Source organism: Candidatus Nitrospira nitrosa, assembly GCF_001458735.1.
Lineage (GTDB): Bacteria > Nitrospirota > Nitrospiria > Nitrospirales > Nitrospiraceae > Nitrospira_D > Nitrospira_D nitrosa.
The window spans coordinates 420507-446683 of the sequence record NZ_CZQA01000008.1; the positions used below are offsets into that span (position 1 = coordinate 420507).

At 51.1% G+C, this 26177-nt stretch carries 43 protein-coding genes; all 43 read right to left on the reverse strand.

Going from position 1 to position 26177, the window contains the following annotated elements:
- Positions 1–12: 12 nt before the first annotated feature.
- The 43 genes from pilQ to rpsJ all read right to left on the reverse strand — a co-directional run bounded on the left by pilQ (position 13) and on the right by rpsJ (position 26150).
- The gene (gene pilQ, locus COMA1_RS10750; protein WP_090748158.1) at positions 13–1995 is read right to left on the reverse strand and encodes a type IV pilus secretin PilQ; all 1983 of its coding nucleotides are present in this window, start codon (positions 1993–1995) and stop codon (positions 13–15) included.
- Complete coding sequence (locus COMA1_RS10755; protein WP_176697996.1) at positions 1992–2444, reverse strand: pilus assembly protein PilP; 453 nt, start codon at positions 2442–2444, stop codon at positions 1992–1994. Before COMA1_RS10755 ends, pilQ begins: the two co-directional genes overlap by 4 nt.
- A 194-nt stretch (positions 2445–2638) precedes the next feature.
- Positions 2639–3283 (reverse strand): type IV pilus inner membrane component PilO, encoded by a 645-nt coding sequence (locus COMA1_RS10760; RefSeq protein WP_090748164.1) that lies wholly within the window; start codon positions 3281–3283, stop codon positions 2639–2641.
- A gap of 2 nt (positions 3284–3285) precedes the next feature.
- Positions 3286–3840, reverse strand: coding sequence for a PilN domain-containing protein (locus COMA1_RS10765; protein WP_090748168.1), 555 nt, complete (start codon positions 3838–3840; stop codon positions 3286–3288).
- A complete protein-coding gene (gene pilM, locus COMA1_RS10770; protein ID WP_090748172.1) occupies positions 3837–4943 on the reverse strand; it encodes a type IV pilus biogenesis protein PilM in 1107 nt (368 codons plus the stop codon). Before pilM ends, COMA1_RS10765 begins: the two co-directional genes overlap by 4 nt.
- Positions 4944–4957: 14 nt before the next feature.
- Complete coding sequence (locus COMA1_RS22190; RefSeq protein ID WP_407921319.1) at positions 4958–5209, reverse strand: MerR family transcriptional regulator; 252 nt, start codon at positions 5207–5209, stop codon at positions 4958–4960.
- Between the two features lie 96 nt (positions 5210–5305).
- Positions 5306–6214, reverse strand: coding sequence for an RNase adapter RapZ (gene rapZ, locus COMA1_RS10780; protein WP_245630998.1), 909 nt, complete (start codon positions 6212–6214; stop codon positions 5306–5308).
- A gap of 143 nt (positions 6215–6357) precedes the next feature.
- Positions 6358–6681 carry a ribosome hibernation-promoting factor, HPF/YfiA family gene (gene hpf / locus COMA1_RS10785; protein WP_090748178.1) on the reverse strand — a complete coding sequence of 108 codons (324 nt, stop codon included), beginning with the start codon at positions 6679–6681 and terminating at the stop codon, positions 6358–6360.
- 43 nt (positions 6682–6724) lie between these two features.
- On the reverse strand, positions 6725–8230 hold the full coding sequence (gene rpoN / locus COMA1_RS10790) for an RNA polymerase factor sigma-54 (RefSeq protein ID WP_090748181.1): 1506 nt from the start codon (positions 8228–8230) through the stop codon (positions 6725–6727).
- 18 nt (positions 8231–8248) lie between these two features.
- On the reverse strand, positions 8249–9031 hold the full coding sequence (gene lptB / locus COMA1_RS10795) for an LPS export ABC transporter ATP-binding protein (protein WP_090748185.1): 783 nt from the start codon (positions 9029–9031) through the stop codon (positions 8249–8251).
- A complete protein-coding gene (locus tag COMA1_RS10800) occupies positions 9028–9639 on the reverse strand; it encodes an LptA/OstA family protein (protein ID WP_090748188.1) in 612 nt (203 codons plus the stop codon). The genes lptB and COMA1_RS10800 overlap by 4 nt, the downstream gene beginning before the upstream one ends.
- The gene (gene lptC, locus COMA1_RS10805) at positions 9608–10180 is read right to left on the reverse strand and encodes an LPS export ABC transporter periplasmic protein LptC (RefSeq protein WP_090748191.1); all 573 of its coding nucleotides are present in this window, start codon (positions 10178–10180) and stop codon (positions 9608–9610) included. Before lptC ends, COMA1_RS10800 begins: the two co-directional genes overlap by 32 nt.
- 165 nt (positions 10181–10345) lie before the next feature.
- Positions 10346–10777: a 50S ribosomal protein L17 gene (gene rplQ, locus COMA1_RS10810; RefSeq protein ID WP_090748194.1), complete on the reverse strand. Its 432-nt coding sequence runs from the start codon at positions 10775–10777 to the stop codon at positions 10346–10348.
- Positions 10778–10801: 24 nt separating this feature from the next.
- Positions 10802–11806, reverse strand: coding sequence for a DNA-directed RNA polymerase subunit alpha (locus COMA1_RS10815; protein WP_090748197.1), 1005 nt, complete (start codon positions 11804–11806; stop codon positions 10802–10804).
- 76 nt (positions 11807–11882) lie between these two features.
- Positions 11883–12509 carry a 30S ribosomal protein S4 gene (rpsD, locus tag COMA1_RS10820; RefSeq protein ID WP_090748200.1) on the reverse strand — a complete coding sequence of 209 codons (627 nt, stop codon included), beginning with the start codon at positions 12507–12509 and terminating at the stop codon, positions 11883–11885.
- A gap of 89 nt (positions 12510–12598) precedes the next feature.
- Complete coding sequence (gene rpsK, locus COMA1_RS10825; protein ID WP_087475759.1) at positions 12599–12982, reverse strand: 30S ribosomal protein S11; 384 nt, start codon at positions 12980–12982, stop codon at positions 12599–12601.
- 27 nt (positions 12983–13009) lie between these two features.
- Positions 13010–13408 carry a 30S ribosomal protein S13 gene (gene rpsM / locus COMA1_RS10830; RefSeq protein ID WP_090748203.1) on the reverse strand — a complete coding sequence of 133 codons (399 nt, stop codon included), beginning with the start codon at positions 13406–13408 and terminating at the stop codon, positions 13010–13012.
- A gap of 100 nt (positions 13409–13508) precedes the next feature.
- Positions 13509–13622, reverse strand: coding sequence for a 50S ribosomal protein L36 (gene rpmJ / locus COMA1_RS10835; protein WP_086418833.1), 114 nt, complete (start codon positions 13620–13622; stop codon positions 13509–13511).
- Positions 13623–13640: 18 nt separating this feature from the next.
- The gene (gene infA / locus COMA1_RS10840) at positions 13641–13859 is read right to left on the reverse strand and encodes a translation initiation factor IF-1 (protein WP_090748207.1); all 219 of its coding nucleotides are present in this window, start codon (positions 13857–13859) and stop codon (positions 13641–13643) included.
- A 32-nt stretch (positions 13860–13891) separates the two neighbouring features.
- Complete coding sequence (gene map / locus COMA1_RS10845) at positions 13892–14650, reverse strand: type I methionyl aminopeptidase (RefSeq protein ID WP_090748210.1); 759 nt, start codon at positions 14648–14650, stop codon at positions 13892–13894.
- The gene (locus COMA1_RS10850) at positions 14647–15303 is read right to left on the reverse strand and encodes an adenylate kinase (protein WP_090748213.1); all 657 of its coding nucleotides are present in this window, start codon (positions 15301–15303) and stop codon (positions 14647–14649) included. Before COMA1_RS10850 ends, map begins: the two co-directional genes overlap by 4 nt.
- 2 nt (positions 15304–15305) lie before the next feature.
- Complete coding sequence (gene secY / locus COMA1_RS10855) at positions 15306–16625, reverse strand: preprotein translocase subunit SecY (protein WP_090748216.1); 1320 nt, start codon at positions 16623–16625, stop codon at positions 15306–15308.
- A complete protein-coding gene (rplO, locus tag COMA1_RS10860) occupies positions 16618–17067 on the reverse strand; it encodes a 50S ribosomal protein L15 (RefSeq protein ID WP_090748219.1) in 450 nt (149 codons plus the stop codon). Before rplO ends, secY begins: the two co-directional genes overlap by 8 nt.
- On the reverse strand, positions 17064–17282 hold the full coding sequence (rpmD, locus tag COMA1_RS10865) for a 50S ribosomal protein L30 (RefSeq protein WP_090748222.1): 219 nt from the start codon (positions 17280–17282) through the stop codon (positions 17064–17066). Before rpmD ends, rplO begins: the two co-directional genes overlap by 4 nt.
- Positions 17282–17791: a 30S ribosomal protein S5 gene (rpsE, locus tag COMA1_RS10870; RefSeq protein WP_090748225.1), complete on the reverse strand. Its 510-nt coding sequence runs from the start codon at positions 17789–17791 to the stop codon at positions 17282–17284. The genes rpmD and rpsE overlap by 1 nt, the downstream gene beginning before the upstream one ends.
- Before the next feature lie 88 nt (positions 17792–17879).
- The gene (rplR, locus tag COMA1_RS10875) at positions 17880–18245 is read right to left on the reverse strand and encodes a 50S ribosomal protein L18 (protein ID WP_090748228.1); all 366 of its coding nucleotides are present in this window, start codon (positions 18243–18245) and stop codon (positions 17880–17882) included.
- 9 nt (positions 18246–18254) lie between these two features.
- On the reverse strand, positions 18255–18791 hold the full coding sequence (gene rplF, locus COMA1_RS10880; protein WP_090748231.1) for a 50S ribosomal protein L6: 537 nt from the start codon (positions 18789–18791) through the stop codon (positions 18255–18257).
- Between the two features lie 43 nt (positions 18792–18834).
- Positions 18835–19230, reverse strand: coding sequence for a 30S ribosomal protein S8 (gene rpsH / locus COMA1_RS10885; protein WP_090748234.1), 396 nt, complete (start codon positions 19228–19230; stop codon positions 18835–18837).
- A 63-nt stretch (positions 19231–19293) separates the two neighbouring features.
- Positions 19294–19479, reverse strand: a complete 186-nt coding sequence (locus tag COMA1_RS10890) for a type Z 30S ribosomal protein S14 (protein ID WP_090748237.1) — start codon at positions 19477–19479, stop codon at positions 19294–19296.
- 45 nt (positions 19480–19524) lie between these two features.
- On the reverse strand, positions 19525–20169 hold the full coding sequence (gene rplE, locus COMA1_RS10895) for a 50S ribosomal protein L5 (RefSeq protein ID WP_090748240.1): 645 nt from the start codon (positions 20167–20169) through the stop codon (positions 19525–19527).
- 8 nt (positions 20170–20177) lie between these two features.
- Entirely contained in the window at positions 20178–20507 is a 330-nt protein-coding gene (gene rplX / locus COMA1_RS10900; protein WP_090748243.1) for a 50S ribosomal protein L24, read from the reverse strand.
- A 22-nt stretch (positions 20508–20529) separates the two neighbouring features.
- Entirely contained in the window at positions 20530–20898 is a 369-nt protein-coding gene (gene rplN, locus COMA1_RS10905) for a 50S ribosomal protein L14 (RefSeq protein WP_090748246.1), read from the reverse strand.
- A gap of 50 nt (positions 20899–20948) precedes the next feature.
- On the reverse strand, positions 20949–21215 hold the full coding sequence (rpsQ, locus tag COMA1_RS10910; RefSeq protein WP_090748250.1) for a 30S ribosomal protein S17: 267 nt from the start codon (positions 21213–21215) through the stop codon (positions 20949–20951).
- Between the two features lie 8 nt (positions 21216–21223).
- On the reverse strand, positions 21224–21439 hold the full coding sequence (gene rpmC, locus COMA1_RS10915; RefSeq protein WP_090748253.1) for a 50S ribosomal protein L29: 216 nt from the start codon (positions 21437–21439) through the stop codon (positions 21224–21226).
- Positions 21440–21480: 41 nt separating this feature from the next.
- A complete protein-coding gene (gene rplP, locus COMA1_RS10920) occupies positions 21481–21897 on the reverse strand; it encodes a 50S ribosomal protein L16 (RefSeq protein WP_090748256.1) in 417 nt (138 codons plus the stop codon).
- 12 nt (positions 21898–21909) lie between these two features.
- Positions 21910–22581 carry a 30S ribosomal protein S3 gene (gene rpsC / locus COMA1_RS10925; RefSeq protein WP_090748259.1) on the reverse strand — a complete coding sequence of 224 codons (672 nt, stop codon included), beginning with the start codon at positions 22579–22581 and terminating at the stop codon, positions 21910–21912.
- Between the two features lie 31 nt (positions 22582–22612).
- Positions 22613–22969 (reverse strand): 50S ribosomal protein L22, encoded by a 357-nt coding sequence (gene rplV, locus COMA1_RS10930; protein WP_090748262.1) that lies wholly within the window; start codon positions 22967–22969, stop codon positions 22613–22615.
- Positions 22970–23050: 81 nt separating this feature from the next.
- A complete protein-coding gene (rpsS, locus tag COMA1_RS10935; RefSeq protein WP_090748265.1) occupies positions 23051–23338 on the reverse strand; it encodes a 30S ribosomal protein S19 in 288 nt (95 codons plus the stop codon).
- The gene (gene rplB / locus COMA1_RS10940) at positions 23331–24173 is read right to left on the reverse strand and encodes a 50S ribosomal protein L2 (protein ID WP_090748268.1); all 843 of its coding nucleotides are present in this window, start codon (positions 24171–24173) and stop codon (positions 23331–23333) included. The genes rpsS and rplB overlap by 8 nt, the downstream gene beginning before the upstream one ends.
- 55 nt (positions 24174–24228) lie before the next feature.
- The gene (locus tag COMA1_RS10945) at positions 24229–24522 is read right to left on the reverse strand and encodes a 50S ribosomal protein L23 (RefSeq protein ID WP_090748271.1); all 294 of its coding nucleotides are present in this window, start codon (positions 24520–24522) and stop codon (positions 24229–24231) included.
- Complete coding sequence (rplD, locus tag COMA1_RS10950; RefSeq protein WP_090748274.1) at positions 24519–25142, reverse strand: 50S ribosomal protein L4; 624 nt, start codon at positions 25140–25142, stop codon at positions 24519–24521. Before rplD ends, COMA1_RS10945 begins: the two co-directional genes overlap by 4 nt.
- A gap of 1 nt (position 25143) precedes the next feature.
- The gene (gene rplC / locus COMA1_RS10955; protein WP_090748277.1) at positions 25144–25764 is read right to left on the reverse strand and encodes a 50S ribosomal protein L3; all 621 of its coding nucleotides are present in this window, start codon (positions 25762–25764) and stop codon (positions 25144–25146) included.
- A 74-nt stretch (positions 25765–25838) separates the two neighbouring features.
- Positions 25839–26150, reverse strand: a complete 312-nt coding sequence (gene rpsJ, locus COMA1_RS10960) for a 30S ribosomal protein S10 (protein ID WP_090748280.1) — start codon at positions 26148–26150, stop codon at positions 25839–25841.
- Positions 26151–26177: the final 27 nt, after the last annotated feature.

Below are 26177 nucleotides of genomic sequence, written 5' to 3' on the forward strand. Positions count from 1 at the left end.
ATGGAGTCAGAACTAGGTCTTGATAATGCTCGGCGTGAGGAAGATCAGCAGCTCTTGCTTAGACACTGTCTCAGACTTATTCTTGAACAACCAGCCCAACACCGGCATTCGGGACAGATAAGGAACCCCCTGCACGTTGTTCCCCTGCGTATCAACGAAGACGCCACCGATCACCATGGTTTCTCCGTCTCTGACGATCACCTGCGTCGTCGCTTCTCGCCGGTCAATGCTTGGGCCAGCTGGATTACTCCTCGCACCGACGGCATTGCGAGTCGCACGCACACGCATTAGGATTCGCTTCGATTCTTCCTTTGGATCTCGCGAGGTAATCTGTGGGGTGACATTCAATTCCAAGTTTGCATCGACAAATGTCGTTTGAGTCCCTTGCAATGATGTGGTCTGGAAAGGGATCGACTCGCCCTGGGAAATCTTGGCTTCCCGTTTATCCAACGTGGTGATTTTAGGTGCAGCGATCACCTTACTTAGTCCCAACAATTCCCCGGCCGATAGCCGCATGTCCAGAGCAAAGTCTCCGCCAAGTTTTCCAAATGTCCATCCGATCGATGGAACGGCCGGCAACCCACCGACCTGCGCCGGTAAGTTGACTAAAAAGTTTCGATCAATCGTGCTGCTTCCTGTTCCGGCAATCTGGCTAAACGGACCAGTCAGATTCGAGAGCGCGAAGAAATCCGTGGGTGTCCGGTTCCCCGCCTGGAACCCCCATTGAATCCCCAACCCACGAGCATAAACCGTATCAGCCTGAACAATGCGCGCCTCAATCTGGACTTGCGGGACCTCAAGATCAAGCCCCTCGACAAGCTGTCGAATGATTCCCAGCTTGGTTTCTGTGTCCCTCACGATCAGCGCATTACTTCCGGCATTGAACTGCATAAGCCCACGTGGGCTCAGGTTCTGTCGCAGCGAGGTCATCAATTCTTGCGCCTGAAGATTTCTGATATAGAACACCCGATCGATGAGATCCTCCGCCTTGACCTTCGAATCTTTCGCCCGTGCCTCTTCGTCTTGCTGCTTGGCAAGGTTCGCTAAAGAATCGACCCACACAATACTCCCCTGCCGAATCATACCGAGTGCATTCATTTTGAGGAGCATTTCCAGCGCTTGATCCCATGGCACACTGACCAGCTTCATGGTGACTTTCGACTTGACCCCTTCACCGACAACGATATTGAATCCGCTGACCTCCGCAATCAATCGGAGGATATTGGTGATATCAGCCTGTTGAAAGTCGAGAGAAATACGACGCCCCACATATCGGGTTTGCCCGACCACAAGATCGTCGGACCGCTCGTCTTTTTCAGGAGAAACCGCCTCTCCCTCCATTTGTACTCGCTGTATTTTGAAGTGAGTGTGCGTCGGACTTACGATGCGTGCCGTCCGTTTTACTAAGCGAGCCGGCGGTTCATACAAACCTCTCCGAGCTTTCAGAACGACGTCTGACGGGCCCTTTTTCTCGAACGCTCCCGCGACCATAGCATGGGCTCGCCGCTCGCTCGGCTTCAAGGTAATGAACACCTTGTTCCCATCACGAGTCACGGAATAAATCGGACGTTCCGGCACATCGAACACCAGTCTCACTTTGTCGGCATGATGCCCCACCCGGATCTTCTTAAGTAGATAATGATCGGCCTGCACCACTGAACGCCGAATGGTGGAGGACACAGCTGGGACATCAATAATCAGCCTCGATTCATCCAAGAAATTGGTCTCCGGAAACAATTGACCATCCCCAGCAATGACAACCGTAACTTGGTCCGACTCCGGACGAACCTCGATCGAAGTCAGGGTCTGTGCCAAATATTGCAAAGACTGACTTTCAGCTGCCATCACATCCTTCGGCTTGTTGCCGCCGTTCATCTCGTCCGCCAGGGCAGGCATTTCCCCGACCGCGATCCAGCCAGCGATAGCCAGCCCGCAGGGCATAATAAAACGTCTCGCCGCCAGGATACTGTTGATGCCGGAGAATAGTGATTTCATTCTGCACCCTCTTTGGGATGTAGGAGCTTCACATGCTCCCGTTCCTGCTTCTTGCCATACACATCCGTAAATCGCTCTTGCACGATGATGCCGCGCTCGGTCACCGCACTGACCACCCCATTGTTCTGGCCGATTCGCGTACCCCGCCGAACGGTATATCCATGTCCTTCAGGAGTCTGTACCATTGCCGTGTATCCGTAGGCCCCCCATACAACGGCAATCAGATTGAGTTCCGTCAGCGTCACGCGTTGTAACGGGGGCAGCGTGCTATCCGTTTTTCCGACTTGAAGCTCCTGGATAATAGGGGCGAACGGATCACGACGCCCAGAAGGGTCATATCCCAACCCAGTCATTCCCTCGGCTAGCGGCAATTGGGATGGATCCTGACTGTTACCCGTCGGCAAGCCCGTTTCCATCGCGGGAGGAGCGGGAGGGGGCACTTCTGGCACAGCGGGTACCTTGATCGAGTCATGTCTCATTGGCGCAATCTGTCCAGGAATGGGGGAGGGTTCGGCTTGGACATGCTCACTCCCAAGAAAAACACCCCACCAACAGAGAGCACAGGCACCGACACACTGCGCGTACCACCTGACTCTCCGCTGACCTCGCTCAACCCCTAAGAAATACATCGGTTCAGCATCCTCTATTTAGCAGCTTGCGCCAACTTTGCAGCGTGCACCGGCTGCGCCGTTCCGGAAACTGCCTTCTCCTGCGGAGCTGCATAGGCAATGAGATCAAATGTTGTTTGCGAAACAAACCGTCCCTGCTCCATCCGAGGGGAGCCCATCTTGAGCCCCGACACCGTGATAATTCTGGGCAGTCGATTGATCCGGTCAAAAAACAACGCGGCAGTATGGTACACTCCCGCCACCTCTACACTAACCGGCATCTTGACAAACAGCTTCGACGGGTCTTCAGCTTGCGCCCCAGGACGCCACAACTTGATGTCCAGTCCGAGTCGAACCCCGAGATCAGAGACCTGCTTAAGCAACATAATGGCCTCTTCTTCGGGGGGGAGGCGTTCTTTCTTCTTGGCTAATTCGATTTCCAGCTGCTTGCTTGCCGCGACTAACTCATCGAGATGTTTCACCTTAATCGTCAACGTTTGAATTTCGCTCTCCAGTTTGGTGTTCTCCGCTTCGAGGGCCGCAATACTTTCGGACTTGGGTTCCGCAATGTAGAAATAGAAGCCGGCAATCATGCCGCCGACCAGGAGCAGCAACAGAGCCACCTTTTGAGAAGCTGGCACGCTGCGGAGTGCGTCAAGGTTAAGTTGAGGCAACGCCATAGTTATCCCTTTAGGCGAAATGCCAACCGAAATTGATAGAGGTTAATTTTATTCTCCACTGCAGCCTTACTTTCTTGCAGATTAATACCGGTAAAATAATCGGTTCGGCGCAAGTTGTTCACGAATTCCACCACATCATCGTTGGTGAGCGCCTTTCCTTCCAACTCAACCGTTTCTGAAGCAACACCCAGCTTGGTCAGCCACACCTTGAGCGGGTCGAGACTCTGGCTGACGTGGTCGAGCACCTTCACAGGTCCCATTCTTGACTGTTCAAGCTGATCAATGATCCGATTTTTGTCTTCAAGGAGTTTCTTCTTTTGTTCAAAATCCTGAACTTGCTTGACCTGCTCTTTCAGTTGAGCAACCTGTTTTTCCTTCGTCTGCTTCTCCTCTTGCCTGGCTTCCAACTCGTTGTCCAGCGCGGCGGAATACCACCAGCAACCGGCCAGCGTAACCACGACTACCCCCACACCAAGGATTGCTTGGGCCCGAACATCATGCTGCGGCTTTGCTTGCCGCCCTTTCGACGTGCCAGGGAGAAGGTTAATCCGTATCATCGGTCACCCACTGCTCGTAAGGCCAACCCAACCCCAACCGCCGCTGATGGCGCAAGCTCCGCAAGGAGATCTGGGTCCATCTCACACCCAGTGGTATCGATCTCGGCGAAGGGATCAGCAATTTCCACTGGGACTTGCATTCGATCACTCAACTGCTGAATCAGTCCTTTCGCCTTGGCAACACCACCGCAGACAAGTACGCGATTGAGATCGGCATTAGCACCGGAGGTTTTGAAGTAATCCACCGTTCGAGCAATCTCGGAAGCCACCTCGGCATTTACACTATCCAGGACGTTACCGACCGACATTCCAGTGGCTTCCCCACTTCCCTCCTTCTTCTTACTTTCCTCCGCTTCTTCAAATGAGAGCCCCATTTCCCGTTGAATCGCTTCTGTGTATCTATTCCCACCCAGCGGAATGTCTCGGGTAAATAGAGAGGAGCCAGCACGTATAATGTTCACATTCATCACACTGGCGCCGAGATTGACCAAGGCAGTTGTTTCTTCTTGTGCCAATGGATAGTTGATCCCGTGCATATTTTCGATGGCGAACGCATCGACATCCATGACCATCGGAATGAGCCTAGCAGTCTTCACCAACTCCGTCAGCTCATTGATTTTGTCCTTCTTCGCCGCGACAAGAATCACCGCCATATCCCCCTGGCCATCGCTTGTCGGGTCCGGGGGCAACACATGGAAATCGATATTGACTTCGTTGATATCGAAGGGGATATATTGCTCGGCTGCCAGCTTCACTTGACCTTCAAGTTCTTCATCCGGCATAGGGGGAAGACTTATCTTTTTTACGATCACGGCATGCCCAGAAATTGAGACGGCGACGTGCTTATTCTTGATGTTTGTTTCCTCAAATAGCTCCTGAATAGCCGAGACCACGCGCCCCTCGTCCATCACGGTCCCATCGACAATCACTTCTGGTTCAAGCGGTTTCACCCCGAACTTCTGAAGAAAGTACCGTCCCTTACTTTCCTTGAGTTGTGCGACCTTAATCGCACTTGACCCAATATCAAGCCCCACAAGTTGCCGACGGGGAGTCAACATTGAGATAACGTCTGTTTCAACAAGCTTTTTTAATGAACTCAGCATGTGTCACCTGAACTCTACACGACGCGTTTCCTAGCACAAATGACTTTCTCGATTTCATCCACGTTTTTCGGTGTATAGAGTCGCCAATTCCTCCAATCGCGTGCGGGTCGTGCAATCACCCCTTCTCGTTCCCATCGGAACAATGTGGCCTTGGAAATATCGAATAATTGGCATACCTGATTCGCCTTGATTCCCTCAGTGCTCTTATTATCGATACGTTTTTTACCCTCAGTATTTACACTCAACACGCCACCCTTAATATTCACAAAGGTAAGTATAGTCAATATGCTCGACCTGTCAAGGAAACTGCTGGAAGTGACGTTCTGGTGCGGGAACTGGATCGGCAGAAGGCCAACGATGGCCTAGGATTTGTCAATATCTCTATATTTGAGGCCCACTTGGTAGCCCAGAGCTGCAAGCCGCTCACACAGATGTCCGGCAATCGCCACTGAGCGATGCCGTCCACCGGTACATCCAATTGCAATTGTGAGATAACTACGTCGCTCGCGCTGATACAGAGGAAGGAGAAACCTTAAAAGCTCTTCGACATGTTGAATTAACGCAATCGCTTCAGAGTCCTCGAGTACGAACTTACGGACCGGCTCGTCTTTGCCGGACAGCGGCTTGAGATCAGCCACAAAGAAAGGATTCTTCAAAAAACGCACATCGAACAACAGATCGATATCGTACGGGACTCCAAACTTATACCCGAATGCTAATAAGGAGATCGTCAGACGTCGATCGGACGCGTTCTGCAAAAACTCTTTCCCCAGCAGATCGCCGAGCTCATGCACCGTGAGATCCGATGTATCAATGATGCGATCCGCCTGTCGTCGCAACTCAGCCATCCGTTCCTTCTCAAATCGAATCCCCTCCCCAACGGGTCGATGCGGCAAGAGGGGATGAGGTCGACGGGATTCTGAAAAGCGCCGGATGAGCACCTCTTCCCTAGCTTCAAGAAAGAGCACCTGTACGGCATGGCCAAGAGTTTTGATCCGTTCAAGAATCCCCACAAAATCCGCGAAAAATCCTCGCTCGCGCACATCAACACCGAGCGCGACGTTCGCGATTTCACTATGCTGCTGGTGACAGAGGTCAACAAAGGTCGGAAGGAGGGCAGGAGGAAGGTTATCAATACAGAAATACCCGGCATCCTCAAATGCCTTCAACGCATAAGATTTCCCGGACCCCGACAATCCACTAATGATGACCAGATTGAGTTGCGCCATGAGATTCCGCCCGTCTTCATGGATCACCAGATGACAATCCACGAACGAGAACACCCCAGGTCATAGTCTCCATCGAGGAGAAGCGCCATACAAATCCATCCGTAAACAGCGCTTACGCCAACCCGATAGCCCCTACAAACCAATGAGGCCAGACTCCCCACCGCACCGCTCCGGAGTAATCCGACTCAAGAAACTACTGTTCGCTTCTTTGGCTTGTCTGGTTTGTGACTAACAAGGCGCTCTTTCAATTTACGAAACTGCGCATCTACACGGTCAACGAGCGCATCAATGGTGGCATACATCTCCGACGTTGTAATCTTTGCCTGCACTCGCTTGCCGCTTACAATACCAGTCACTTCTGCCTTGTGTTGAAGCTTTTCAACTCCCAATATCACCTGTAACGACCCAACCTTTAACCCATAACGATCCAGCCGGCTCATTCGCGTTTCCACATAACTTTTCAGCGCTGGCGTAACATCCATGTGGCGGCCTGTGATTTTTAATGTCATGCCTACCTCCAATTTATTCCAGCCTGACGCAATACCTCTCTCATCAAAAAAACTGTTTCCGCTGACTTGCTGAAGCAATATTCAACTCTGCCCGATACTTGGCGACCGTCCTCCTTGCAATGCGCACACCTTGAGTAAAGAGCTTGGCTGCAATCTCTTCATCTTTCAATGGTCGCTTAGCATCTTCCTCAGCCACCATTATTTTGATCATATCGCGAACTGATACCGAAGAGTGCATGCCAGACGGCTCGTCGGCCCGCTGGAGTCCGGCATTGAAGAAAAACTTAAGCTCCAACATACCTTGTGGACAGTACATGTATTTATTGGCTGTCACTCGACTGATCGTCGACTCATGCATCCCAATATCTTCAGCTACCTGTTTTAGGACTAACGGCTTCAGATACTGCACTCCATGTTCAAAAAACTCCTCCTGAAACTTGACGATGCTCGAGACTACCTTAACAATCGTTCTATTGCGCTGCTCGATGCTTCGAATCACCCACTGTGCGGCCCGCATCTTTTCGTCCATGTATGCCTTCGTCTCAGGCGTACCACTCTGCCCCGACGAAATGAGCTGCTTATAATACGGGCTGATTCTCATCCGTGGCAGACCGTCATCGTTTAACAACACAACCCACTCCCCTTCATTTTTGACGACAAACACATCCGGCACGATGACGTAGTTTTGAGTATTGATGAATGGTCGCCCGGGTTTTGGCTCAAGCTCCCCAATTACCTTGGTTGCGTGAAAGACGTCCTCTACTGTAACGTTCAGGGCCTTCGCGACCTTTGCGTATTGTCTCCGCTCCAGATCCTTTAAATGGTGAAGCACAATTGCTTCAATCACTGATCCCTTGAGCGCCCCAGGAGGTGCACCGAGCGACCCGAAGGGATTACGACCTACATGGCGCAATTGCAAGAGCAGACACTCCGGAAGATCCCTAGCGGCAACTCCTGTCGGATCAAAGGTTTGAACGTCCTTCAGGACCGACTCCGCCTCCGATTCCGTAAAGTCCGTTCCCGCAATCACCTCAGCTAACGAAATGCGCAGATAGCCGTCATCATCTAAATTGCCAATAATCAAACGGCCGACGGTTTTCTCTCGATCCGTGAGTGTCGATAGAGACAACTGCCAGAGCAGATGTTCCTCCAGAGAGGTAGGCTTGGCCACAGTCTGCTCGTATGAGGGCAAGTCATCCTGCGCAGAAGCATATTCAGTATCCCCGCCTCGCCGATCTCTTCCAAAGTACTCTTCCCAACCTGAGGCAGAAAACTCTTCCGGTGATCCTTGTTCTTCCCGCGATTCATCCTGAACGTTCTGTTCCTGCCCAGCCGATGCTGCGACTTCCTCAGCCTTCCCCTCATTAACCGATGACTCCCCGTCCTCGACATCGGATTGGACCTCATCAAGCAGAGGATTCTCCAGGATGTGCTGTGTCAGGCTCTGTTGCAATTCAAGTCGCGACAACTGCAGCAGCTTAATCGCCTGTTGCAACTGTGGCGTCATGATGAGTTTTTGGCTAAGTTTCAGATCAAGACGCAGTTTCATGGCCGACCGTTTACTTTCCTACAATCTAAACTGTTCTCCAAGATAGACCGCTCTGGCGGTTTCGCTCCGGACAATCACATCAGGAGGGCCCGATTCCAAGATCACACCTTCATTAATGATATACGCTCGATCAACAATGGAAAGCGTTTCCTGGACATTATGATCGGTAATTAAGATGCCGATCCCTTTCACTTTCAACCGCGTAATGATTTGTTGAATGTCCGCCACCGCGATCGGATCAATTCCCGCAAATGGCTCATCCAGCAACATAAAAGATGGAGTGGCCGCCAGCGCACGCGTAATCTCCAATCGCCGCCGCTCGCCGCCGGAAAGGGCGTAGGCCATGCTTTTCCGAATATGTCCAAGATCCAATTCTTTGAGCAGGGCATCGACCCGTTCATTTCGATCTTGACGAGCATATCCCAGCATTTCCAGAATGGCTAGAACATTATCTTCCACCGAGAGACGGCGAAATACGGACGACTCCTGGGGGAGATACCCGATACCTTTACGTGCTCGCTTGTACATTGGCAGGCTCGTAACGGATTCTCCTTTGAAAGTTATCTCTCCTTCATCCGGCTGGCATAATCCAACCATCATATCGAAGATCGTCGTCTTCCCAGCTCCATTTGGCCCAAGAAGACCTACGACTTCACCTGCAAAGACTTCGATCGCCACACCTTTCACGACCTTTCGGCCACGAAAGCTTTTCATTAATCCGTTCGCCCGCAGTGATGTACCATTCTCTAGTGCCACGCTCTGCACCAGCCTGGTCGGTTCTTCCTCAACGCGTGGAGTCATTGTTCAGGCTGCCCCTCGCCTTCAATGCGGATATGGGACCCTCCTTCCACCACGCTACGTTCTTCGGCGAGAAAGAGAGTGATTTGCTTACCACTGACACGCGTCCCCTTTTCCCAAGCCACTGGATCGCCTGTCAATACAACTTTCTCGCCGTCTGCGAAGTAGACCGCCTTTTGGCAGGTCGCATGGCCATTTTCATACTTAATTTTGACATGGTGTGCCTCTCCAATCGCTTCAACACGATTCACCGAACGGCTCGACATCGTTGATCCTGAATGCCCTGGCTGAACGTTGGATAAGGCTTGAGCGGAGTCACGCTGCTCGTCTCCCTTTCGCACTGTTGCCGCACCTTGAGAGTTCTTTGGCTGAAACGACACCACCATCTTATCAGAGTGCACGACCAACGAGCCTCGCGTAAGCACCACTGCCCCCTCAAAGACAGCCTGGCTATCCTGATTCCGTACCGTCATCCGATTGGAAGTGATGGTCGTTGGAACACCAGGGGCCTCTACACTCCGCTTCAGACTCCCAGAGTCAGATGTGGGAGCGGCTGCCGAAGATCCTGACAATACAACACTAAGAAGCAGACACCAGATCCACATGGACATCTTTGAGTATCTCAAACTCTTCTGATGATATTCGCCCCATCAGCCCTTGCCCTCGGATCTCCAACCCATGGCCCACGATCCGAACCGGAGCCGTCGTCCTAATCTCTCTCATTGCCTCTACCCATTCTAGCCGGTTGGTATAAATAGTGTATCCACTCCTGGTTTGGACGACGATGGGAGTTTCTCGATTGGCTAATACAAAATCCTTGGTTACCGTATTAAAGGTCCCCTCTTCACCATGGACAGTCACTTCATCACCAGATCCCCCATAAAAAGTCAAGACAACCTCGTGCAGAACGGCTCGCTTTTCCTGCTCAAAGATCCGTGCCTGCCTGGCTCGGACCTGCCATTCCACGGCCTCCCCCTTCGATTGGGTAAAGGTAAACTCACCCAGTTTCGCATCGGCATCTTCAATCGCATTTGAGGAGACGGAAGCCCCACGAGAAGGGGACTCAGCATTTCTGAAGAGAAGGTAGCCAAGAAATATAGTCAGGAGGATACTCAAGGAAAGCAGGGCTCGGCGGGCGAAAATTTCCCACATTTCTGAATGATTCTCCAGGCATAGGAAGCTAGACCAGAGTCTGTATCTGGCACGATCTTAGCAGGTGGGATCAATCAAGTAAACGTCTCCCTTGAAAAGAAAAGCCCCCCAGGCCGTTCGGCCTGGAGGGCTTTGGATGTTAATACAGTTTGGTTTGACGGAAAGCTAGGTGGATGGGGTTGCCTCTGCCGGAGAAGGCTGTGCTTGGCTTGCACCAGACTTCTTCTGGGCTGTCGTCTCTTGACGAGCCACGAGCTCAATGGCGACCATTTCCGCAGCATCTCCCACACGACGGCGAGTCTTAATGATTCTGGTGTACCCACCAGGCCGATCTTTAAACCGCGCAGCAACGTCGTCAAAAAGCTTTGAGACGACGGTCTTACTGCGAAGAAATCCTAAGGCTCTCCGTCGAGCAGGAAGCGTCCCTTCCTTCCCGAGTGTGATCATGCGATCAGTAAATCCTCTGATTTCTTTGGCTTTTGCTTCCGTCGTTTCAATACGCTCGTGATCCAACAACGATGTGACGAGGTTTCGAAAAAGGGCCCCTCTGTGTTTCGTCTGGCGACCAAGTTGTCGTCCTTTTTTTCTATGTCGCACGGTGTTCCCCTTGGCTAAGAATCATCATTCTGATTTTGGACTTCCGTTGTGTGGAGACGACGACGCCTCAACCTTCGTTCCTAATGAAAGACCCATTTCCGTGAGTATTTCTTTGATTTCATTGAGAGACTTTTTACCGAAATTCTTCGTCCTGAGCATCTCCCCTTCAGACTTCTGAACTAAATCAGCAATCGTCTTGATATTTGCGTTTTTCAAACAATTGGCAGCCCGAACAGACAACTCTAATTCATTCACGCTACGAGAAAGGTTCTTATTCACCTCGCGATGAGACTCCTCGTATCCTGCCTCGCTCTTTCCTTCGTTGCGCTCTTCTGGATTGATGAAGATATCCAAGTGCTCGCGTAAAATCCCTGCGGCGTTGGAAAGGGCATCCCGAGGACTGATCGTACCATCAGTCCAGATCTCCACCGCCAGCTTGTCATAGTCAGTCATACGACCTACACGGGCATTTTCCACATGAAAATTTACCCGCTTGATCGGAGAAAACACCGAGTCGATGGCAATCACACCAATCGGCAACCCTTCTTCCTTGTTGCGTTCCGCTGGGACATACCCGCGCCCATGCTTGACCGTCATCTCAATATCCAGCGTGGCATCCTTGTCGAGGGTCGCGATGTGCAACTCTGGGGTGAGAATCGTCACCTCAGCGTCATGAAGCACATCGGAACCCTTTGCTTCGCCAGGCCCCTTCTTTTTCAACCGAATGGTCTTGGGTTTATCCGTATGGAGTGCCAAGCGTAGACTTTTAATATTCAGGATAATTGCCGTGACATCTTCGGTTACGCCGGAAATAGTTGAAAACTCATGAACGACCCCCTCGATCTTTACAGTGGTCACCGCAGCACCGGTAAGCGACGACAACAAAATGCGGCGAAGGGCATTACCAATCGTGGTACCGAACCCCCGCTCAAACGCCTCGGTTGTGAAGCGGCCGAATGTGGGGGACTGTGTATCCTTGTCGACTTCCACCCGCATTGGGATCTGAAAGTCCTTCATCGCTTTGATCATGACCCACCCTCCATACCATCGAGTGACAAACACATTGACGGCTTACACCTGACCGAATAGCAACCAGACCAGCGGGCTATCGAGAATATAATTCGACCACCATCTGCTCATTCACTGGCAACGTAATTTGGTCCTTAGCAGGAAGGGCCCGGACAATCCCTTTGAATGCCCCACGATCCAGCTCCAGCCACTCTGGGATTCCACGACTGTCGACTGACTCCAAAGCCGCCTGAATGGCCACAAGATCTCGACTCCGTTCCCGAATCTCGATGACATCGCCAGGCTTCACCAAGGCACCGGCCACTGTAATCTTTTTGCCATTCAATGTGAAATGACCGTGACTGACAAGTTGGCGAGCTTGCTTGCGCGAAGCCCCAAAACCTAGGCGATAGGCCACATTGTCCAAACGGCACTCAAGAAGACGCAATAACGCATCTCCGGTGACGCCAGTCTGCCGTTCGGCACGTTCGAATACTCCACGAAACTGGCACTCCTGAAGGCCATAAATCCGACGGAGCTTCTGCTTCTCACGAAGCTGCAGGCTATAGTCGGATGTCCGTTGACGCCCTTGTCCATGCTGGCCAGGGGGATAGCTCCGCCGTTCGATCGCACATTTTTCCGTCATGCAGCGCGTGCCCTTCAAAAAAAGCTTTTCACCTTCGCGCCGACACAACCGACAGACAGGACCACGATACTTTGCCACTGATGCCTCCTCGGAAAAGAGCTGCCCGAGTCGTTGACTATCCAGTCACCTGAAACCCCAAACCTCTACGACTCATTCGCTCGCATGAATTACACTCGACGTCGCTTGGGTGGACGGCACCCATTATGTGGGATGGGCGTAACATCACGAATCAAGTTGATCCGCAACCCTGCCCCCTGCAGAGACCGAATCGCCGACTCTCGCCCTGATCCAGGCCCATTCACATACACGTCAATCTGACGCATTCCACTTTCCATTGCCTTCCTCGCTGCCGCCTCCCCAGCCCGCTGAGCAGCAAAGGGCGTACTCTTGCGTGAACCTTTAAAGCCCTGATTCCCGGCACTGGCCCAGACCACCGTGTTACCGCTCATGTCGGTAATGGTCACAATGGTATTATTGAAAGACGCTTGAACGTGAGCCACTCCGCTCTGAACGATCCGGCGCTCCTTCTTCTTCCCTTTTTTCACACTCATACTCGCTCCTCTCGATGGCGGAGTAGACTACGGACGGGCTCCTGGTTTGCCTGCGGTTGGTCTTGGTTTACTACTCACACCGGCACGACGCCCTTTCCGGGTCCTTGCATTTGTTTTGGTCCGTTGACCCCGAACAGGCAAGCCCTTTCGGTGCCGGAGACCTCGGTAAGTCCCGGAATCTACCAGCCGCTTAATATTTAGTGACACCTCTTTTCGAAGATCACCCTCGACCCGGTAATCACGTTCAATGATTTCTCGCAATTTTACAATCTTGTCTTCGCTCAAATCTTTGACACGAACGGCGCCGTCAACACCGGCTTCAGCGAGAATCTGCTGAGCTGAGGTTCGCCCAATTCCGTAGACATAGGTCAACCCAATATCCGTTCGCTTATTCCTCGGTAAATCGACACCAGCAATACGTGCCATTCTTCCTCCAGATACGAGCATCAGGTGCGAGCCCGCAGGCTGCACCGCTCTCCTGACTCTATATGTTCAGAACTCTGCATCACTGTGCACTACTCCACAGCTACCCCTGCCGCTGCTTGTGTCGTGGATTCTTGCAGAGGATCCGCACGACACCACGACGGCGAACGACTTTGCACTTCGCGCAAATTGGCTTCACTGACGACTTGACCTTCATGGCAATCCTCAACTCCCGTTACTTAAATCGATAGGTGATTCGACCCCTGGTCAAATCGTACGGAGACATCTCCACAGTGACCTTATCCCCCGGCAAAATACGAATGAAATGCATACGCATTTTCCCAGAGATATGAGCCAATATGATATGGCCATTTTCAAGTTTGACGCGAAACATGGCATTCGGAAGCGTCTCGGCGACTGAACCTTGAACCTCAATAATATCTTCTTTTGCCATAACGGTGGCTATACCCTCTTGCTCACGGTAGTCTAGGGCCTCTCCAACTGACTCATGATGCGAGGAGCTCCTGCTGGCTGTATGGCAATGGTATGTTCAAAGTGCGCCGATAAGCTCCCATCCACAGTGACCGCTGTCCATCGATCATCGAGAACGCGAACGGCACTCCGCCCCATATTCACCATTGGTTCAATCGCCAAAACCATCCCAGATTGCAATCGAGGCCCTTGTCCAGACTTCCCGTAGTTCGGGACTTGGGGCTCTTCGTGCAGCTGTCGTCCAATGCCGTGGCCCACAAACTCCGTGACAACTGAAAACCCAGCAGCCTCTACATGAGCCTGCACCGCATGTGAAATATCCGTCAACCGATTACCAACAACCGCTTGCTTGATTCCAAGGTAAAGGGCTTCCCTGGTCACCTGTACCAACTTCTCTGTTTCATCAGGGACTCGACCAACTGCAACGGTCACAGCCGAATCCCCATAGAATCCTCCAACAATCGCCCCAAGATCCAAACCAATGATGTCTCCATCCTTCAGTTTACGTTTCGATGGAATGCCATGAACGACCTGCTCATTGACTGAAGCACAAAGCGTTTTAGGGTAGTTTCTATATCCTTTAAATGCTGGGATTGCGCCACGAGCTCTAATTTCCTTTTCAGCAATAAGATCGAGTTCGTCTGTGCTGATACCTGGACGAACAGACTGCTTTACGATCTCCAATGCCTCAGCAACCACTCGGGAAGCCGCCGCCATAACTTCGATTTCGGCTGGCGTTTTCAGAATGATCATGCCGTCTGATATACCGACAGAGTGCGTACAAGCTCTTGATAGACAGCCTCAACTGGTTCAGCGCCATTGAGATGGGATAATAATTGCCGCTGCTCATAGAAACTGATCAGGGGGGCAGTCTGCTCTTCATACACCTTGAGACGTGTCTCAATTGCCTCTCGCTGATCATCACTTCGTTGGACCAACAGTTCACCACAGCGATCACAAGATACACCATTCTTTGATGGAGCAAAGTCCACATGATAGGTGGCCTGACACTTCTGACAACTCCTCCGTCCACTCAAGCGCTTAATGATCTCTTCCCGGGAAACTCTAAAATTAATAACCCTATCGAGCTGGATCCCCTGTCCAGCCAACACTGCAGCTAGAGCCTCTGCTTGAGGAACAGTTCTCGGAAATCCGTCAAGGACAAACTTCTTCGGTTCTGATAGCTCTGTCAGTTTTTCCTTCACCAACCCTATGACCACTGAATCAGGAACAAGCCGCCCTTGATCCATGTGCCCTTTAGCTTCCAAGCCAAGCGACGTCTTATTACGAACGGCTGCTCGGAGCAAGTCCCCCGTTGAAATCTTGGCGATGTGATACTGGGCGACAATTTTATCGGCCTGTGTGCCCTTACCAACACCGGGAGCTCCGAGAAAGACAACCCGCATCGCTAACTACTTCTCCCTCTCAATGGTGCCATGCCCTTCCCCAGAAAACCCTCATAATTACGCATAAGCATATGAGACTCAATTTGTTGAGCCGTGTCCAAACCAACCCCAATGACAATCAGCAGCGATGTGCCACCAAAGTAAAACGGTACGTTTAACTTGTAAATCAAAAGCTCAGGGATCACGCATACAATGGCGAGGTACATAGCTCCGGCAAAGGTAATTTTCGTCAATACGCTATAAATATAGTCGGAGGTTCGCTGACCAGGCCGTATTCCTGGAATAAATCCTCCATACTTTTTCATATTGTCGGCCATATCGACCGGATTAAGCACGACTGCGGTATAAAAGAAACAGAAGAACACAATCAGGCCGACGTACATCAAGGTGTACAGAAGCGATCCTGGTGCCAGCTGCGCACCAATAGCTTGAACCCAAGGAGTCTCAAAAAATCCAGCGATCGTTGCGGGGAAGGCAATAATCGACGAGGCAAATATTGGGGGAATGACACCTGCCGTATTGATCTTCAACGGAATATGAGTACTTTGTCCCCCATACACACGTCGTCCTATGACACGCTTTGCGTATTGGACTGGTATTTTCCTACGACCACTTTCCAGAAAAACAATTGCCGCAACCACGGCAACCATCAGGAGTGCTAGACCAACGAGCAAAAAAGCATTAAGTTGACCGATTTCGTAGAGGTTGTACGTCTGGGCCACTGCGGCAGGCAGCCGTGCGACGATTCCCGCAAAGATGATCAATGATATTCCGTTGCCAATTCCCCGTTCGGTGATTTGCTCACCCAACCACATCAAGAATCCTGTGCCTGCAGTGAGGGTGATCACCGTCATAAGACGAAATCCCCAGCCAGCGTTCAGGACGAAGGCCCCTTGATTCATTTGCTCAAGTCCGATCGCAATCCCAAACCCCTGAATTAACGCAATACCAATGGTCCCGAATCGGGTGTATTGGATGATCTTCTTTCGACCCCGTTCGCCTTCTTTGGCAAGCTTTGTCAAATGAGGGATGACGACCGTCAGTAGCTGGAGAATAATTGATGCACTGATATACGGCATAATGCCGAGTGCAAAAATCGTCAACCGAGACAGAGAGCCCCCCGAGAAAATATCCAGAAAACCAAGTAAGGAGCCGCCTTGCTTTTGCAGGAAGTCGGAAAGGGCTTCACCGTTGATCCCGGGGGTTGGAATGTGGGATCCGATGCGATACACCACAAGCATGCCGAGCGTGAACAAGACTCGAGTACGCAGCTCGGGGATCTTAAAAATATTCTGAAAACTAGTCAGAAGACGTTCAAGCACCGCCGATAACCTCAACTCTCCCGCCAGCCGCTTGAATCTTCGCTTCCGCTGATTTACTGAACTTGTGCGCCTGAACGACCAGAGACTTCTTCAACTCACCGACCCCGAGGATTTTAATCGGAAGCCGTTTTCGCTTTACCAGTCCAGCGTCTACCATCGCCTGAGGAGTAACCGTCCCCTCCCCCGTCCACTGCTCAAAGCTCTTCAGATTGACAATGGAATATTCAACCCGTGATGGATTTGTGAAACCAAACTTGGGCAGCCTCCTAACCAATGGCATCTGGCCACCCTCAAACCCAGGACGTTTTCCTCCACCTGACCGCGCCAATATTCCCTTATGTCCTTTGGTCGCAGTCTTCCCATGACCAGAGCCAGGTCCGCGCCCAATCCGTTTACGACGTTTTTTTGATCCTGGTGCCGGAGATAAATTATGAAGGTTCATGGACGTCCAACCTCGAGCAGATAGCCAACTTTTCGAATCATCCCCTGAACTTGAGGCGTGTCTGGACGAATCACCGTCTGACGGATATGCCGGAGACCTAACCCGCGCAGAACAAGCCGATGGCTTTGCGGTGTGCCGATTGGACTACGTCGCAACGTCACCTGCACACGCTGCCCTTCAGGGGCTGCCTTTTTTTTTGCCGCTGTCGTTCCCATTAGACCATAGCCCTTTCATACCCTTCAACCGCCGGCTGCCGACGGTGACGAAGCACATCTTCTACATTTCTCAGTTGCGTGAGCCCATCGAGTGTGGCACGAACCGTATTGAACGGATTCCCACGGCCCAAGGTCTTTGCGATAACATTGTGAGCACCAACCAATTCCACCACCGCTCGAACCGCTCCTCCTGCAATAATCCCGGTCCCATCGACAGCAGGTTTTAACAACACATGCTCCGCCCCAAAGAGCCCATGAACTTCATGTGGAATCGTCCCACCCTTGAGCGGAACATGGACAAGATGCTTCTTCGCCTGTTCCACAGCCTTTGAAATCGCAACAGGCACCTCAGCGGCCTTACCTTTACCAATCCCAACCCATCCATGGCCATCTCCGACGACGACCAGTGCGCAAAAATTAAATCGCTTTCCACCTTTGACAACTTTTGCCACTCGGTTGATAAATACCACTTTATCTTTTAGGTTCAGTTCATCGGGATTGACTCGCACGCTCTCACCCCTCAGTCCAACGTTCAGTTAAATTCCAGAAAAGAGAATCATCACCGACCTGACTTGTTCATGCCATCAGAGTCTTCATCTAAAATTTCAGGCCGCCCTCACGAGATGCATCGGCCAATGCCTTGACACGGCCATGGTACATCCGACCGCCACGATCAAAGACGACCGCCGTTACCTTCACGGCTTTTGCTCGATCAGCAATCAACTTCCCGACAGCCTTGGCCGCTTCAATTCCACCGGTTGACTTCACCGTTGTGCGAATCGACTTATCAAGAGATGAGGCCGCGGCAAGAGTGGTTCCCCGAATATCATCGATGACCTGAGCATAGATATGGGCCGTGCTCCTAAAAACATTCAGACGAGGACGTTCAGTTGTACCAAGAATTGACTGGCGCACACGCTTGCGCCGCCGTTCAAGCTGTCGAAATTTATCTGCAGCATTCATTGTCAGTTCCTACTTCCCAGTTTTGCCTTCTTTTTTGCGTAATGTTTCGCCAGCATAACGAACACCCTTTTGCTTGTACACATCAGGGGGTTTAATGGCTCGTAGATCAGCTGCGACCTGACCAACCAATCGCTTATCAACCCCTTTGACATTGATGAGCGTTTGCTTATCAACCTTCACATCAATACCGGTCGGGATTTGATAAAGAACCGGGTTGATATATCCAACATTAAAGCTCAAGGTCCGCCCCTGAAGTTGCGTCTTGTAGCCGACACCGGTAATCTCAAGGGATCGCTCATATCCCTTCGTAACACCCTGGACCATGTTGCTCAGTTCAGCACGAGTGAGCCCGTGCAAAGCTCGTATCTTACGATCATCGCTTGATCGACCGATAAGCACCTGGCCATCCTTAACCGCCACATCAAGCCCCTGCACCATTGGCCACTCTAATTTCCCCAAGGGACCCTTCACCGTCACCGTTGATCCGACTGCTTTTACTTCCACTCCAGTTGGAATGGTGATCGGCTTTTTTCCAATACGCGACATGATCTCTTACACCCTTCACCCGAGGTCCGAACAACCGATATCCTTACCATACCGAGCAGAGAACCTCGCCCCCGAGATGACTTTTGCGAGATTCTTGATCCGTCATGATTCCCTTAGATGTCGAAAGGATAGAGACACCAATGCCATTCCGAACCTTTCGAATATCCTGACTGCCAATGTACACGCGACGACCCGGCTTGCTAATACGCTCAAGCCCCGTGATCATTGGCTGCCCTTCCCCTATATATCGAAGGCGCACATGCAGGACGGGATGCCCATCCTCGGTGCTGTCTTCAACCCCCTCAACATACCCCTCCCTCTTCAAAATCTCGAGGATAGCCCGTTTGAGCTTTGAGGTTGGAACCGTAACTGTCTCAAAACGCCGTTGGGCGCCATTTTTTAATCTAACGAGAAGATCGCCGATTGGATCGGTAACCATGCTATGTCCTTCTACCCCTCAGTGCTATTCGCTTGTTGACTGCCATCTACCCATGAACTCTGGCTACCAGCTTGACTTTCTCACTCCAGGGATCTCCCCCTTGAGTGTCAATATACGAAAGCAGATTCGACACATTCGAAACCGGCGCAAATACCCTCGGACCCTCCCACACACACCGCATCGATGATACTCCCGCGTGGAAAACTTCGGTTTCGCCGCAGCCTTATTTCTCAATGCTAAACGTGACACAGGAACTCCTTCCGTCCAACCAACACCCGAGACTTGTACCGTTTCTTATGTTCTGAACGGCATCCCGAGGTGCTTTAACAAAGCTCTTCCTTCATCGTTTGTTTTTGCCGTGGTGACAACCGTGATATCCATACCGTGAATCGATGCCACCTCGTCATACTTAATCTCTGGGAATATCAACTGTTCCTTCAGCCCAAGAGTATAATTTCCTCGGCCGTCAAATGCCTTCGGAGATATGCCCCGAAAATCTCGTATACGAGGAAGTGCCAACGTCACCAATCGATCAAAAAACTCGTACATCCGCCGACTACGGAGCGTAACTTTTGCTCCGATGGGTAGGCCCTGCCTGAGCTTAAATCCAGCAATGGCCTTTTTTGCGCGAGTCACAACCGGCTTCTGACCCGTAATCATGCCTAATTCAGTCACAGCACTTTCCAGAAGCTTGACATTTTGGATTGCCTCACCCATCCCAACGTTCAAGACAACCCGCTCAAGCTTGGGAACTTGCATGACGTTCTTATAGCCAAACTCCTTCATCAAAGCTGGCACGACCTGCTGTTCATAGACATCTCGAAGTCGTGGACGAAACTTTGACTCGGCACTTCCCTGATCCAGCTGTGGCGCCTCTTTTTTTGCCGATTTTCGCTCAGTGGCTTTACTTGTCGCTTTGCTTTTTGGTTCCTTAGCCATTGCCAACCCTATTCCAGAATCTCGTTAGATTTCTTACTAAAGCGTACTCGTCGCCCATCGGCTTGAGTTCGTATCCCTACCCGCGTCGGCTTCTGCGTGACCGGGCAGAAAAACATCACATTAGAAATTTGAAGCGGCGCCTCTCGCTCTAAGATACCGCCCTGTTTTGCCTTCTGATTAGGTTTCGTGTGTCGTTTAATAACATTCAGCTTTTCCACGACCACTTTTCCCGCTCGAAGGTCTACCGACATGACCTTCCCCGTCTTACCGCGCTCGCGACCGGAAATAACAACCACCGTGTCGCCTTTTCTAATTCTGCTTTTTGAGAGTACTTGCACAACGCCCCTCGCTCGTTCGACGCTATAAAACTTCTGGTGCCAATGAGATGATCTTCATAAACTTCTTCCAACGCAGTTCTCGTGCGACGGGACCAAAGATACGTGTACCAATTGGCTCGCCGTCTTTATTAATCAGAACACATGCGTTGCGATCAAACTTGATGTAAGAGCCGTCCTCCCGACGAACTTCTTTCGTGGTTCGGACAATAACTGCCCGGCTCACATCTCCCTTTTTCACACTCGCCTGCGGGATAGCCTCCTTCACAGCTACCACGACGACATCGCCCAAGGATGCATAGCGACGACGCGTCCCCCCGAAGACATGAAAGCACATGGCTTGTTTGGCCCCTGAGTTATCCGCTACGTCCATGTATGTATAGTTCTGAATCATTGATATATTCCTACGAATCTCAAATGCTGAACCGAGCCAAATGAACGTTTCTACTTTTCAGGCTGGCCTTTTTCCATCACCTGAACGACACGCCAGTTCTTTTCTTTGCTCAGTGGGCGGGTCTGCACCAATTTCACCCGATCCCCTATCTTACAGATGCCACTTTCATCATGAGCCTTTAATCTTGTCACCCTTCTCAGGACTTTCTTGTAGATTGGATGAACAACCGATCGAGACACAGTCACGACAACAGTCTTCTGCATCTTATTACTGACGACATCACCATACCAATGACGCCGCTTTACCACGTCAGCCATAGCATTCCTTACCTTTTCGACTCGTCAGTTTGGCTCCGAACCTCATTAAGGATGGTCTTCACTCGCGCGATATCACGCTTTGTCTTTCGAATTTGCATTGGATTCTCAAGACGACCCGTACCGAACTGAAAACGGAGCGTGAACAGTTCCTGCACGAGCTGCTGCTCCTTCTCCTGGAGCTCACCCGCAGCCATCCCTCTCAACTCTTTCACATCAAGCGCCATATCAGCTCTCCAAGTCCCATCCCAAGTTGACGTTTTGCCTTTTACCCGAACTCACCGCGGACGACTAACTTCGTCGCGACCGGCAACTTGTGAGAGGCGAGCCGGAACGCCTCCTTGGCAGTTTCTGGAGTGACTCCATCCATTTCGTACAAGATCCGACCCGGCTTCACCACTGCCACCCAGTATTCTGGATTGCCTTTCCCCTTTCCCATTCGAGTTTCAGCGGGCTTTTTCGTAATGGGCTTGTCGGGGAAAATCCTGGTCCAAACCTGTCCACCTCGCTTCACATATCGCGTAATCGCAATACGTGCAGCCTCAATTTGGCGGCTTGTTACCCACCCAGGCTCCAACGCCTTTAACCCAAACTCACCGAGAGTAATCTGACCGCCACGATAGGCCTTCCCATTCATGCGGCCCTTTTGCATCTTTCTAAATTTGACTTTCTTAGGGGCTAACACAGCTCAATCTCCTCACCCAAACCGTCTATCCAACGTTGACTCTGCCTTCATGGGTTGCACTGGTAGAAGCTCGCCTTTATAGATCCACGTCTTCACCCCAATCTGCCCCATGGTTGTATGGGCCTCCGCAAAACCATAATCAATTTCAGCACGAAGCGTATGTAGAGGCACCCGCCCTTCCCGATACCACTCAGTCCTGGCGATTTCAGCACCACCCAATCGCCCAGCTACCATAATCTTAATCCCTTGAGCGCCAAGCCGCAGCGCTGACTGCACACTGCGCTTCATCGCCCTCCGGAATGCAACTCGTTTTTCGAGCTGCGTCGCGACATTCTCACTGACTAGCTGCGCATCAAGCTCAGGCTTCTTGATTTCTTTTACCGTAACGTAAACCTGCCCTCCATACTGCTTCTCAAGATCAGCCTTCAGCTTATCGACTTCCGCACCTTTTCGACCAATGATGATGCCTGGCCGAGCAGTATGGATAATAACTCTTGTCTGATCGCCGGAACGCTCAATTTCTACCTTTGCCACCCCGGCATGATAAAGACGAGCCTTCACGACCTTTCGAATTTTTACGTCTTGATGGAGCAATTTGGCATAATCTTTCCCAGCGTACCAACGAGAGCTCCAGGTATAGTTATAACCAAGCCGATAACCAATTGGATGTGTTTTCTGACCCATGCTCGCTATGCCTCAATAAATTAAAATCAGCCTACTTCTTTTGCCCACGCCCCTCTGATGCCGTGACCGCTACCGTAATGTGACTAGTACGCTTCTGAATCGCATTGGCTCTTCCCATAGACCTAGCCCTCACACGCTTGTACATAGGCCCGCCATTTACAAATGCCCTCGAGACCACCATCGATTCACTATCGCCCAACTCCTTCAATTCCGCATTAGCTACAGCAGAACGTAAAAGCTTCTCAACCACGCGTGCCGCATGACGAGGAGTATGCTTCAGCATGGCCAGCGCCATCGGAACTTGCTGACCCCGAATCATATCTATCACTGGCCTGGCTTTTCGTGGCGCAACACGGACAAACCTGAGAATGGCATGTGCTTCACTCATCGTACAATCCCGTTACCCTTCAGCGTTCCGAATTCAAATAGTCAGATTCCACACCCAACAGTGATCACGACAACCCACCGACTACTTCAGTGCCACGGCTTTCTCAGTCTTCGCTTGACCATGCCCCTTAAAAAAACGAGTCGGGGCAAATTCGCCGAGCTTATGCCCGACCATATTTTCGGTTACGAAGACCGGGATGAATTTCTTACCATTATGAACGGCAAACGTATGGCCAATCATGTCTGGCACCACAGTTGATCGCCTTGACCATGTCTTGATCAGCTTTCGATCCTTAGTCTGATTCATCTGCTCGACTTTTCTGAGAAGATGGTCGTCAACAAACGGCCCCTTACTAACTGATCTAGGCATTGCGCACTCCTGACTTACGTCGGGCAATTATGAACTTATCGGTCTTCTTATTATGTCTCGTCTTATAGCCCTTAGTGGGGACTCCCCATGGGGACACCGGATGTGGATTGCCTTGCCCGGATTTTCCCTCTCCACCTCCGTGCGGATGATCAACAGGATTCATGACCACACCTCGAACATGCGGTCTTTTTCCCTTCCAACGGTTCCTACCCGCCTTCCCTACACTGATATTTTCATGATCCACATTCCCAACTTGCCCAACAGTTGCCATACAGTGACCCAACACTCTCCGCATCTCACCAGACTTGAGCCGAACCTGTACATATTCGCCGTCACGGCCCATAACCTGGGCGAATCCTCCGGCACTTCGTATCAGTTGACCGCCCTTACCGGCCTTGAGCTCAATGTTATGAATCGTTGTTCCAAGCGGCATATTAATCAACGGCAAGGCATTCCCAGGGCGAATTTCAGCCTGTGGACCTGATTGCACTTCATCATTAATGGCAAGACCGACAGGGGCCAAAATATAACGTTTTTCTCCATCGCGGTACTTCAAAAGAGCGATCCTCGCAGAGCGGTTTGGATCATACTCGATCGCGGTTACTTTTGCCGACACACCTACCTTATCTCGACGAAAATCAATAATCCGATAGAGCCTCTTGTGGCCAGCCCCACGAAACCGAACGGTTGTCCGCCCATCATTATTACGCCCACCGGTCCTCTGATGAAAAGAGGTCAATGACTTTTCAGGCCTCTTACTGCTCAATTCTTCTGTTCCCACTGCGGTCATCCCACGACGACCAGGGGACGTAGGGCGATATACTTTTATTCCCATGAGAACGACTCCTAAATTTCCGCTCTTAATTAACTACCCGCAAAACGGATACCGACTAGGCACTTTCGTACATCTCAAGCTTTTCGCCTTCCTTGAGCGTGACAAAAGCCTTCTTCCAGTCCGACCGCCTACCCGCAAATCGGCCAAGGCGCTTCATTTTTCCGCGTACGTTCATCAAATTCACTTTCTCAACCTTGACCTTCAACAGTGACTCGACTGCCTGTTTCACCTGGACACGATTCGCCTCAGGATGGACGACAAAGCCAACCGTATTGCTTTTCTCGCGAAGGCCCGTAATCTTCTCGGTCAAGAGCGGCTGAACCAGTATCCAATGCATACCCACATTCATGACCAGACCTCGTTTATCGCAACCAATTCATGCTCAGAAACCACAACAACTTGAGCACGAACAACGTCATAGACATTTAGCTGATCCGCACTAAGTACCTTCACGGACGCTAAATTCCCAGCGGCCTGAATAATGCCGGACTGACTCTTTCCTGCAATTAACAACACCTCTGCACCTCCGCAAAATCCAACCAACGCCTGCGCCAAAATCTTAGTCTTCGGTTGCTGCAGAGAAAGATCGGTGACTACAAACAAGTTTCCACCCGCCACTTTTGCAGATAACGCGCTCTGAAGAGCAGCGCGATACTTTTTCTTTGGCATTGAATACGCGTAGCTTCTTGGTTTTGGCCCAAACACACTGCCACCGTGACGCCATACGGGAGACCGAAGCGAGCCAGCCCTCGCACGTCCGGTATGCTTTTGCTTCCAAGGCTTCTTTCCAGAGCCACTCACCTCACCACGCCGCAATGTGGAAGCAGTCCCACGACGCTCACACGCACGCTGCATAACAACGGCTTCGTGCACCAGCGCAACTTGAGGATCACAGCCGAATACCTGAGCAGATAACTCGACTGTGCCAACCTTCTTTCTCTTCAAATCAACCAAATCAATCGTAGGCATGCTAGCTCTTCTTTGATTTTCGAACGACAACGATCCCATTTGCAGCCCCAGGAACCGCCCCGCGGATGAATAAAAGATTTTCCTCAGTGCGTGACTCAACCACTTTTAATCGCTGAACGGTCACTCGCTCGGCCCCCATGTGCCCAGGCAGGGTCTTTCCCTTCCACACCCTGGAGGGGAACGAACTCGCTCCGATCGAGCCAGGAGCGCGATGAAACATAGACCCGTGCGATTCAGGACCACCTGCATAGTGATGTCGCTTGACGACCCCCTGAAATCCTTTCCCTTTGGACACACCGATCACATCGACCCAATCACCCTTCTTAAATATTCCAACCGTAACTAATTGCCCAGCCGTCACATCGCCGTCTTTCTTAAACTCACGCAAGATACGGCTTGCGGGTGCCTGATTTTTCTTCAAATGCCCAAGCTCTGCCTTTGAAAGTCGGCGCTCTTTCACCTCTCCAAAGGAAAGCTGGACGGCCCCATGGTGATTTTGCTCTTTCTCGTGAACCGTCACCACTCGACAAGGTCCCGCTTCAATCACCGTTACCGGAGTGAGACGAGTTTCGTCAAAGACTTGCGTCATGCCGAGTTTTTTACCAATTAATCCGTTTGTCATATTGTCCCAATATGCTGTACGCTCAAGTCCGTTCTATTATAAATTCATCGTGGAGTAAGATTAGAACTCAGCGCTCACAACTTAATCTCAACATCCACTCCTGCCGCAAGGTTGAGCTTCATCAATGAATCCATCGTTTCAGGAGTCGCTTCCATAATATCGAGAAGCCTCTTATGCGTCCGCATCTCAAACTGCTCTCGAGATTTTTTATCTGCATGTGTCGATCGCTGAACCGTTATCTTCTCAATACGAGTAGGGAGCGGAATAGGACCAACGACTCTCGCCCCACTCCGACGGACGGTCTCAACAATTTCGCCTACCGATTGATCCAATACACGGTAGTCAAATCCTCTCAACCGAATTCTTATACGCTGATCGACTTTCACTTCATTACTCCTACGGTATCCATCAAC

Excerpts from the sequence above, each read along its gene's own strand:
- rplD (WP_090748274.1), bottom strand. The coding sequence starts at position 25,142 with ATGCCTACGATTGATTTGGTTGATTTGAAGAGAAAGAAGGTTGGCACA.
- rpsH (WP_090748234.1), bottom strand. The coding sequence starts at position 19,230 with ATGGTTACCGATCCAATCGGCGATCTTCTCGTTAGATTAAAAAATGGC.
- rpsM (WP_090748203.1), bottom strand. The coding sequence starts at position 13,408 with ATGGCACGTATTGCTGGTGTCGATTTACCGAGGAATAAGCGAACGGAT.
- pilQ (WP_090748158.1), bottom strand. The coding sequence starts at position 1,995 with ATGAAATCACTATTCTCCGGCATCAACAGTATCCTGGCGGCGAGACGT.
- map (WP_090748210.1), bottom strand. The coding sequence starts at position 14,650 with ATGATCATTCTGAAAACGCCAGCCGAAATCGAAGTTATGGCGGCGGCT.
- infA (WP_090748207.1), bottom strand. The coding sequence starts at position 13,859 with ATGGCAAAAGAAGATATTATTGAGGTTCAAGGTTCAGTCGCCGAGACG.
- lptB (WP_090748185.1), bottom strand. The coding sequence starts at position 9,031 with ATGACTCCACGCGTTGAGGAAGAACCGACCAGGCTGGTGCAGAGCGTG.
- COMA1_RS10945 (WP_090748271.1), bottom strand. The coding sequence starts at position 24,522 with ATGAATGTGGGTATGCATTGGATACTGGTTCAGCCGCTCTTGACCGAG.
- rpsK (WP_087475759.1), bottom strand. The coding sequence starts at position 12,982 with ATGAGTGTGAAAAAAGGGAAGAAGAAGGAGCGCCGGATCGTTCAGAGC.
- rpsC (WP_090748259.1), bottom strand. The coding sequence starts at position 22,581 with ATGGGTCAGAAAACACATCCAATTGGTTATCGGCTTGGTTATAACTAT.
- COMA1_RS10800 (WP_090748188.1), bottom strand. The coding sequence starts at position 9,639 with ATGTCCATGTGGATCTGGTGTCTGCTTCTTAGTGTTGTATTGTCAGGA.
- rplB (WP_090748268.1), bottom strand. The coding sequence starts at position 24,173 with ATGGGAATAAAAGTATATCGCCCTACGTCCCCTGGTCGTCGTGGGATG.
- rplC (WP_090748277.1), bottom strand. The coding sequence starts at position 25,764 with ATGACAAACGGATTAATTGGTAAAAAACTCGGCATGACGCAAGTCTTT.
- rpmC (WP_090748253.1), bottom strand. The coding sequence starts at position 21,439 with ATGGCGCTTGATGTGAAAGAGTTGAGAGGGATGGCTGCGGGTGAGCTC.
- rpmJ (WP_086418833.1), bottom strand. The coding sequence starts at position 13,622 with ATGAAGGTCAAGTCGTCAGTGAAGCCAATTTGCGCGAAGTGCAAAGTC.
- lptC (WP_090748191.1), bottom strand. The coding sequence starts at position 10,180 with ATGTGGGAAATTTTCGCCCGCCGAGCCCTGCTTTCCTTGAGTATCCTC.
- rplE (WP_090748240.1), bottom strand. The coding sequence starts at position 20,169 with ATGGCTAAGGAACCAAAAAGCAAAGCGACAAGTAAAGCCACTGAGCGA.
- rplN (WP_090748246.1), bottom strand. The coding sequence starts at position 20,898 with ATGATTCAGAACTATACATACATGGACGTAGCGGATAACTCAGGGGCC.
- rpsS (WP_090748265.1), bottom strand. The coding sequence starts at position 23,338 with ATGCCTAGATCAGTTAGTAAGGGGCCGTTTGTTGACGACCATCTTCTC.
- COMA1_RS10815 (WP_090748197.1), bottom strand. The coding sequence starts at position 11,806 with ATGATCAAAGCGATGAAGGACTTTCAGATCCCAATGCGGGTGGAAGTC.
- rpoN (WP_090748181.1), bottom strand. The coding sequence starts at position 8,230 with ATGAAACTGCGTCTTGATCTGAAACTTAGCCAAAAACTCATCATGACG.
- hpf (WP_090748178.1), bottom strand. The coding sequence starts at position 6,681 with ATGACATTAAAAATCACAGGCCGCCACATGGATGTTACGCCAGCGCTG.
- rpsQ (WP_090748250.1), bottom strand. The coding sequence starts at position 21,215 with ATGGCTGACGTGGTAAAGCGGCGTCATTGGTATGGTGATGTCGTCAGT.
- COMA1_RS10760 (WP_090748164.1), bottom strand. The coding sequence starts at position 3,283 with ATGGCGTTGCCTCAACTTAACCTTGACGCACTCCGCAGCGTGCCAGCT.
- rplO (WP_090748219.1), bottom strand. The coding sequence starts at position 17,067 with ATGAACCTTCATAATTTATCTCCGGCACCAGGATCAAAAAAACGTCGT.
- COMA1_RS10765 (WP_090748168.1), bottom strand. The coding sequence starts at position 3,840 with ATGATACGGATTAACCTTCTCCCTGGCACGTCGAAAGGGCGGCAAGCA.
- COMA1_RS10850 (WP_090748213.1), bottom strand. The coding sequence starts at position 15,303 with ATGCGGGTTGTCTTTCTCGGAGCTCCCGGTGTTGGTAAGGGCACACAG.
- rpmD (WP_090748222.1), bottom strand. The coding sequence starts at position 17,282 with ATGGGAACGACAGCGGCAAAAAAAAAGGCAGCCCCTGAAGGGCAGCGT.
- rplF (WP_090748231.1), bottom strand. The coding sequence starts at position 18,791 with ATGTCGCGTATTGGAAAAAAGCCGATCACCATTCCAACTGGAGTGGAA.
- rplV (WP_090748262.1), bottom strand. The coding sequence starts at position 22,969 with ATGAGTGAAGCACATGCCATTCTCAGGTTTGTCCGTGTTGCGCCACGA.
- pilM (WP_090748172.1), bottom strand. The coding sequence starts at position 4,943 with ATGCTGAGTTCATTAAAAAAGCTTGTTGAAACAGACGTTATCTCAATG.
- rplR (WP_090748228.1), bottom strand. The coding sequence starts at position 18,245 with ATGAATGCTGCAGATAAATTTCGACAGCTTGAACGGCGGCGCAAGCGT.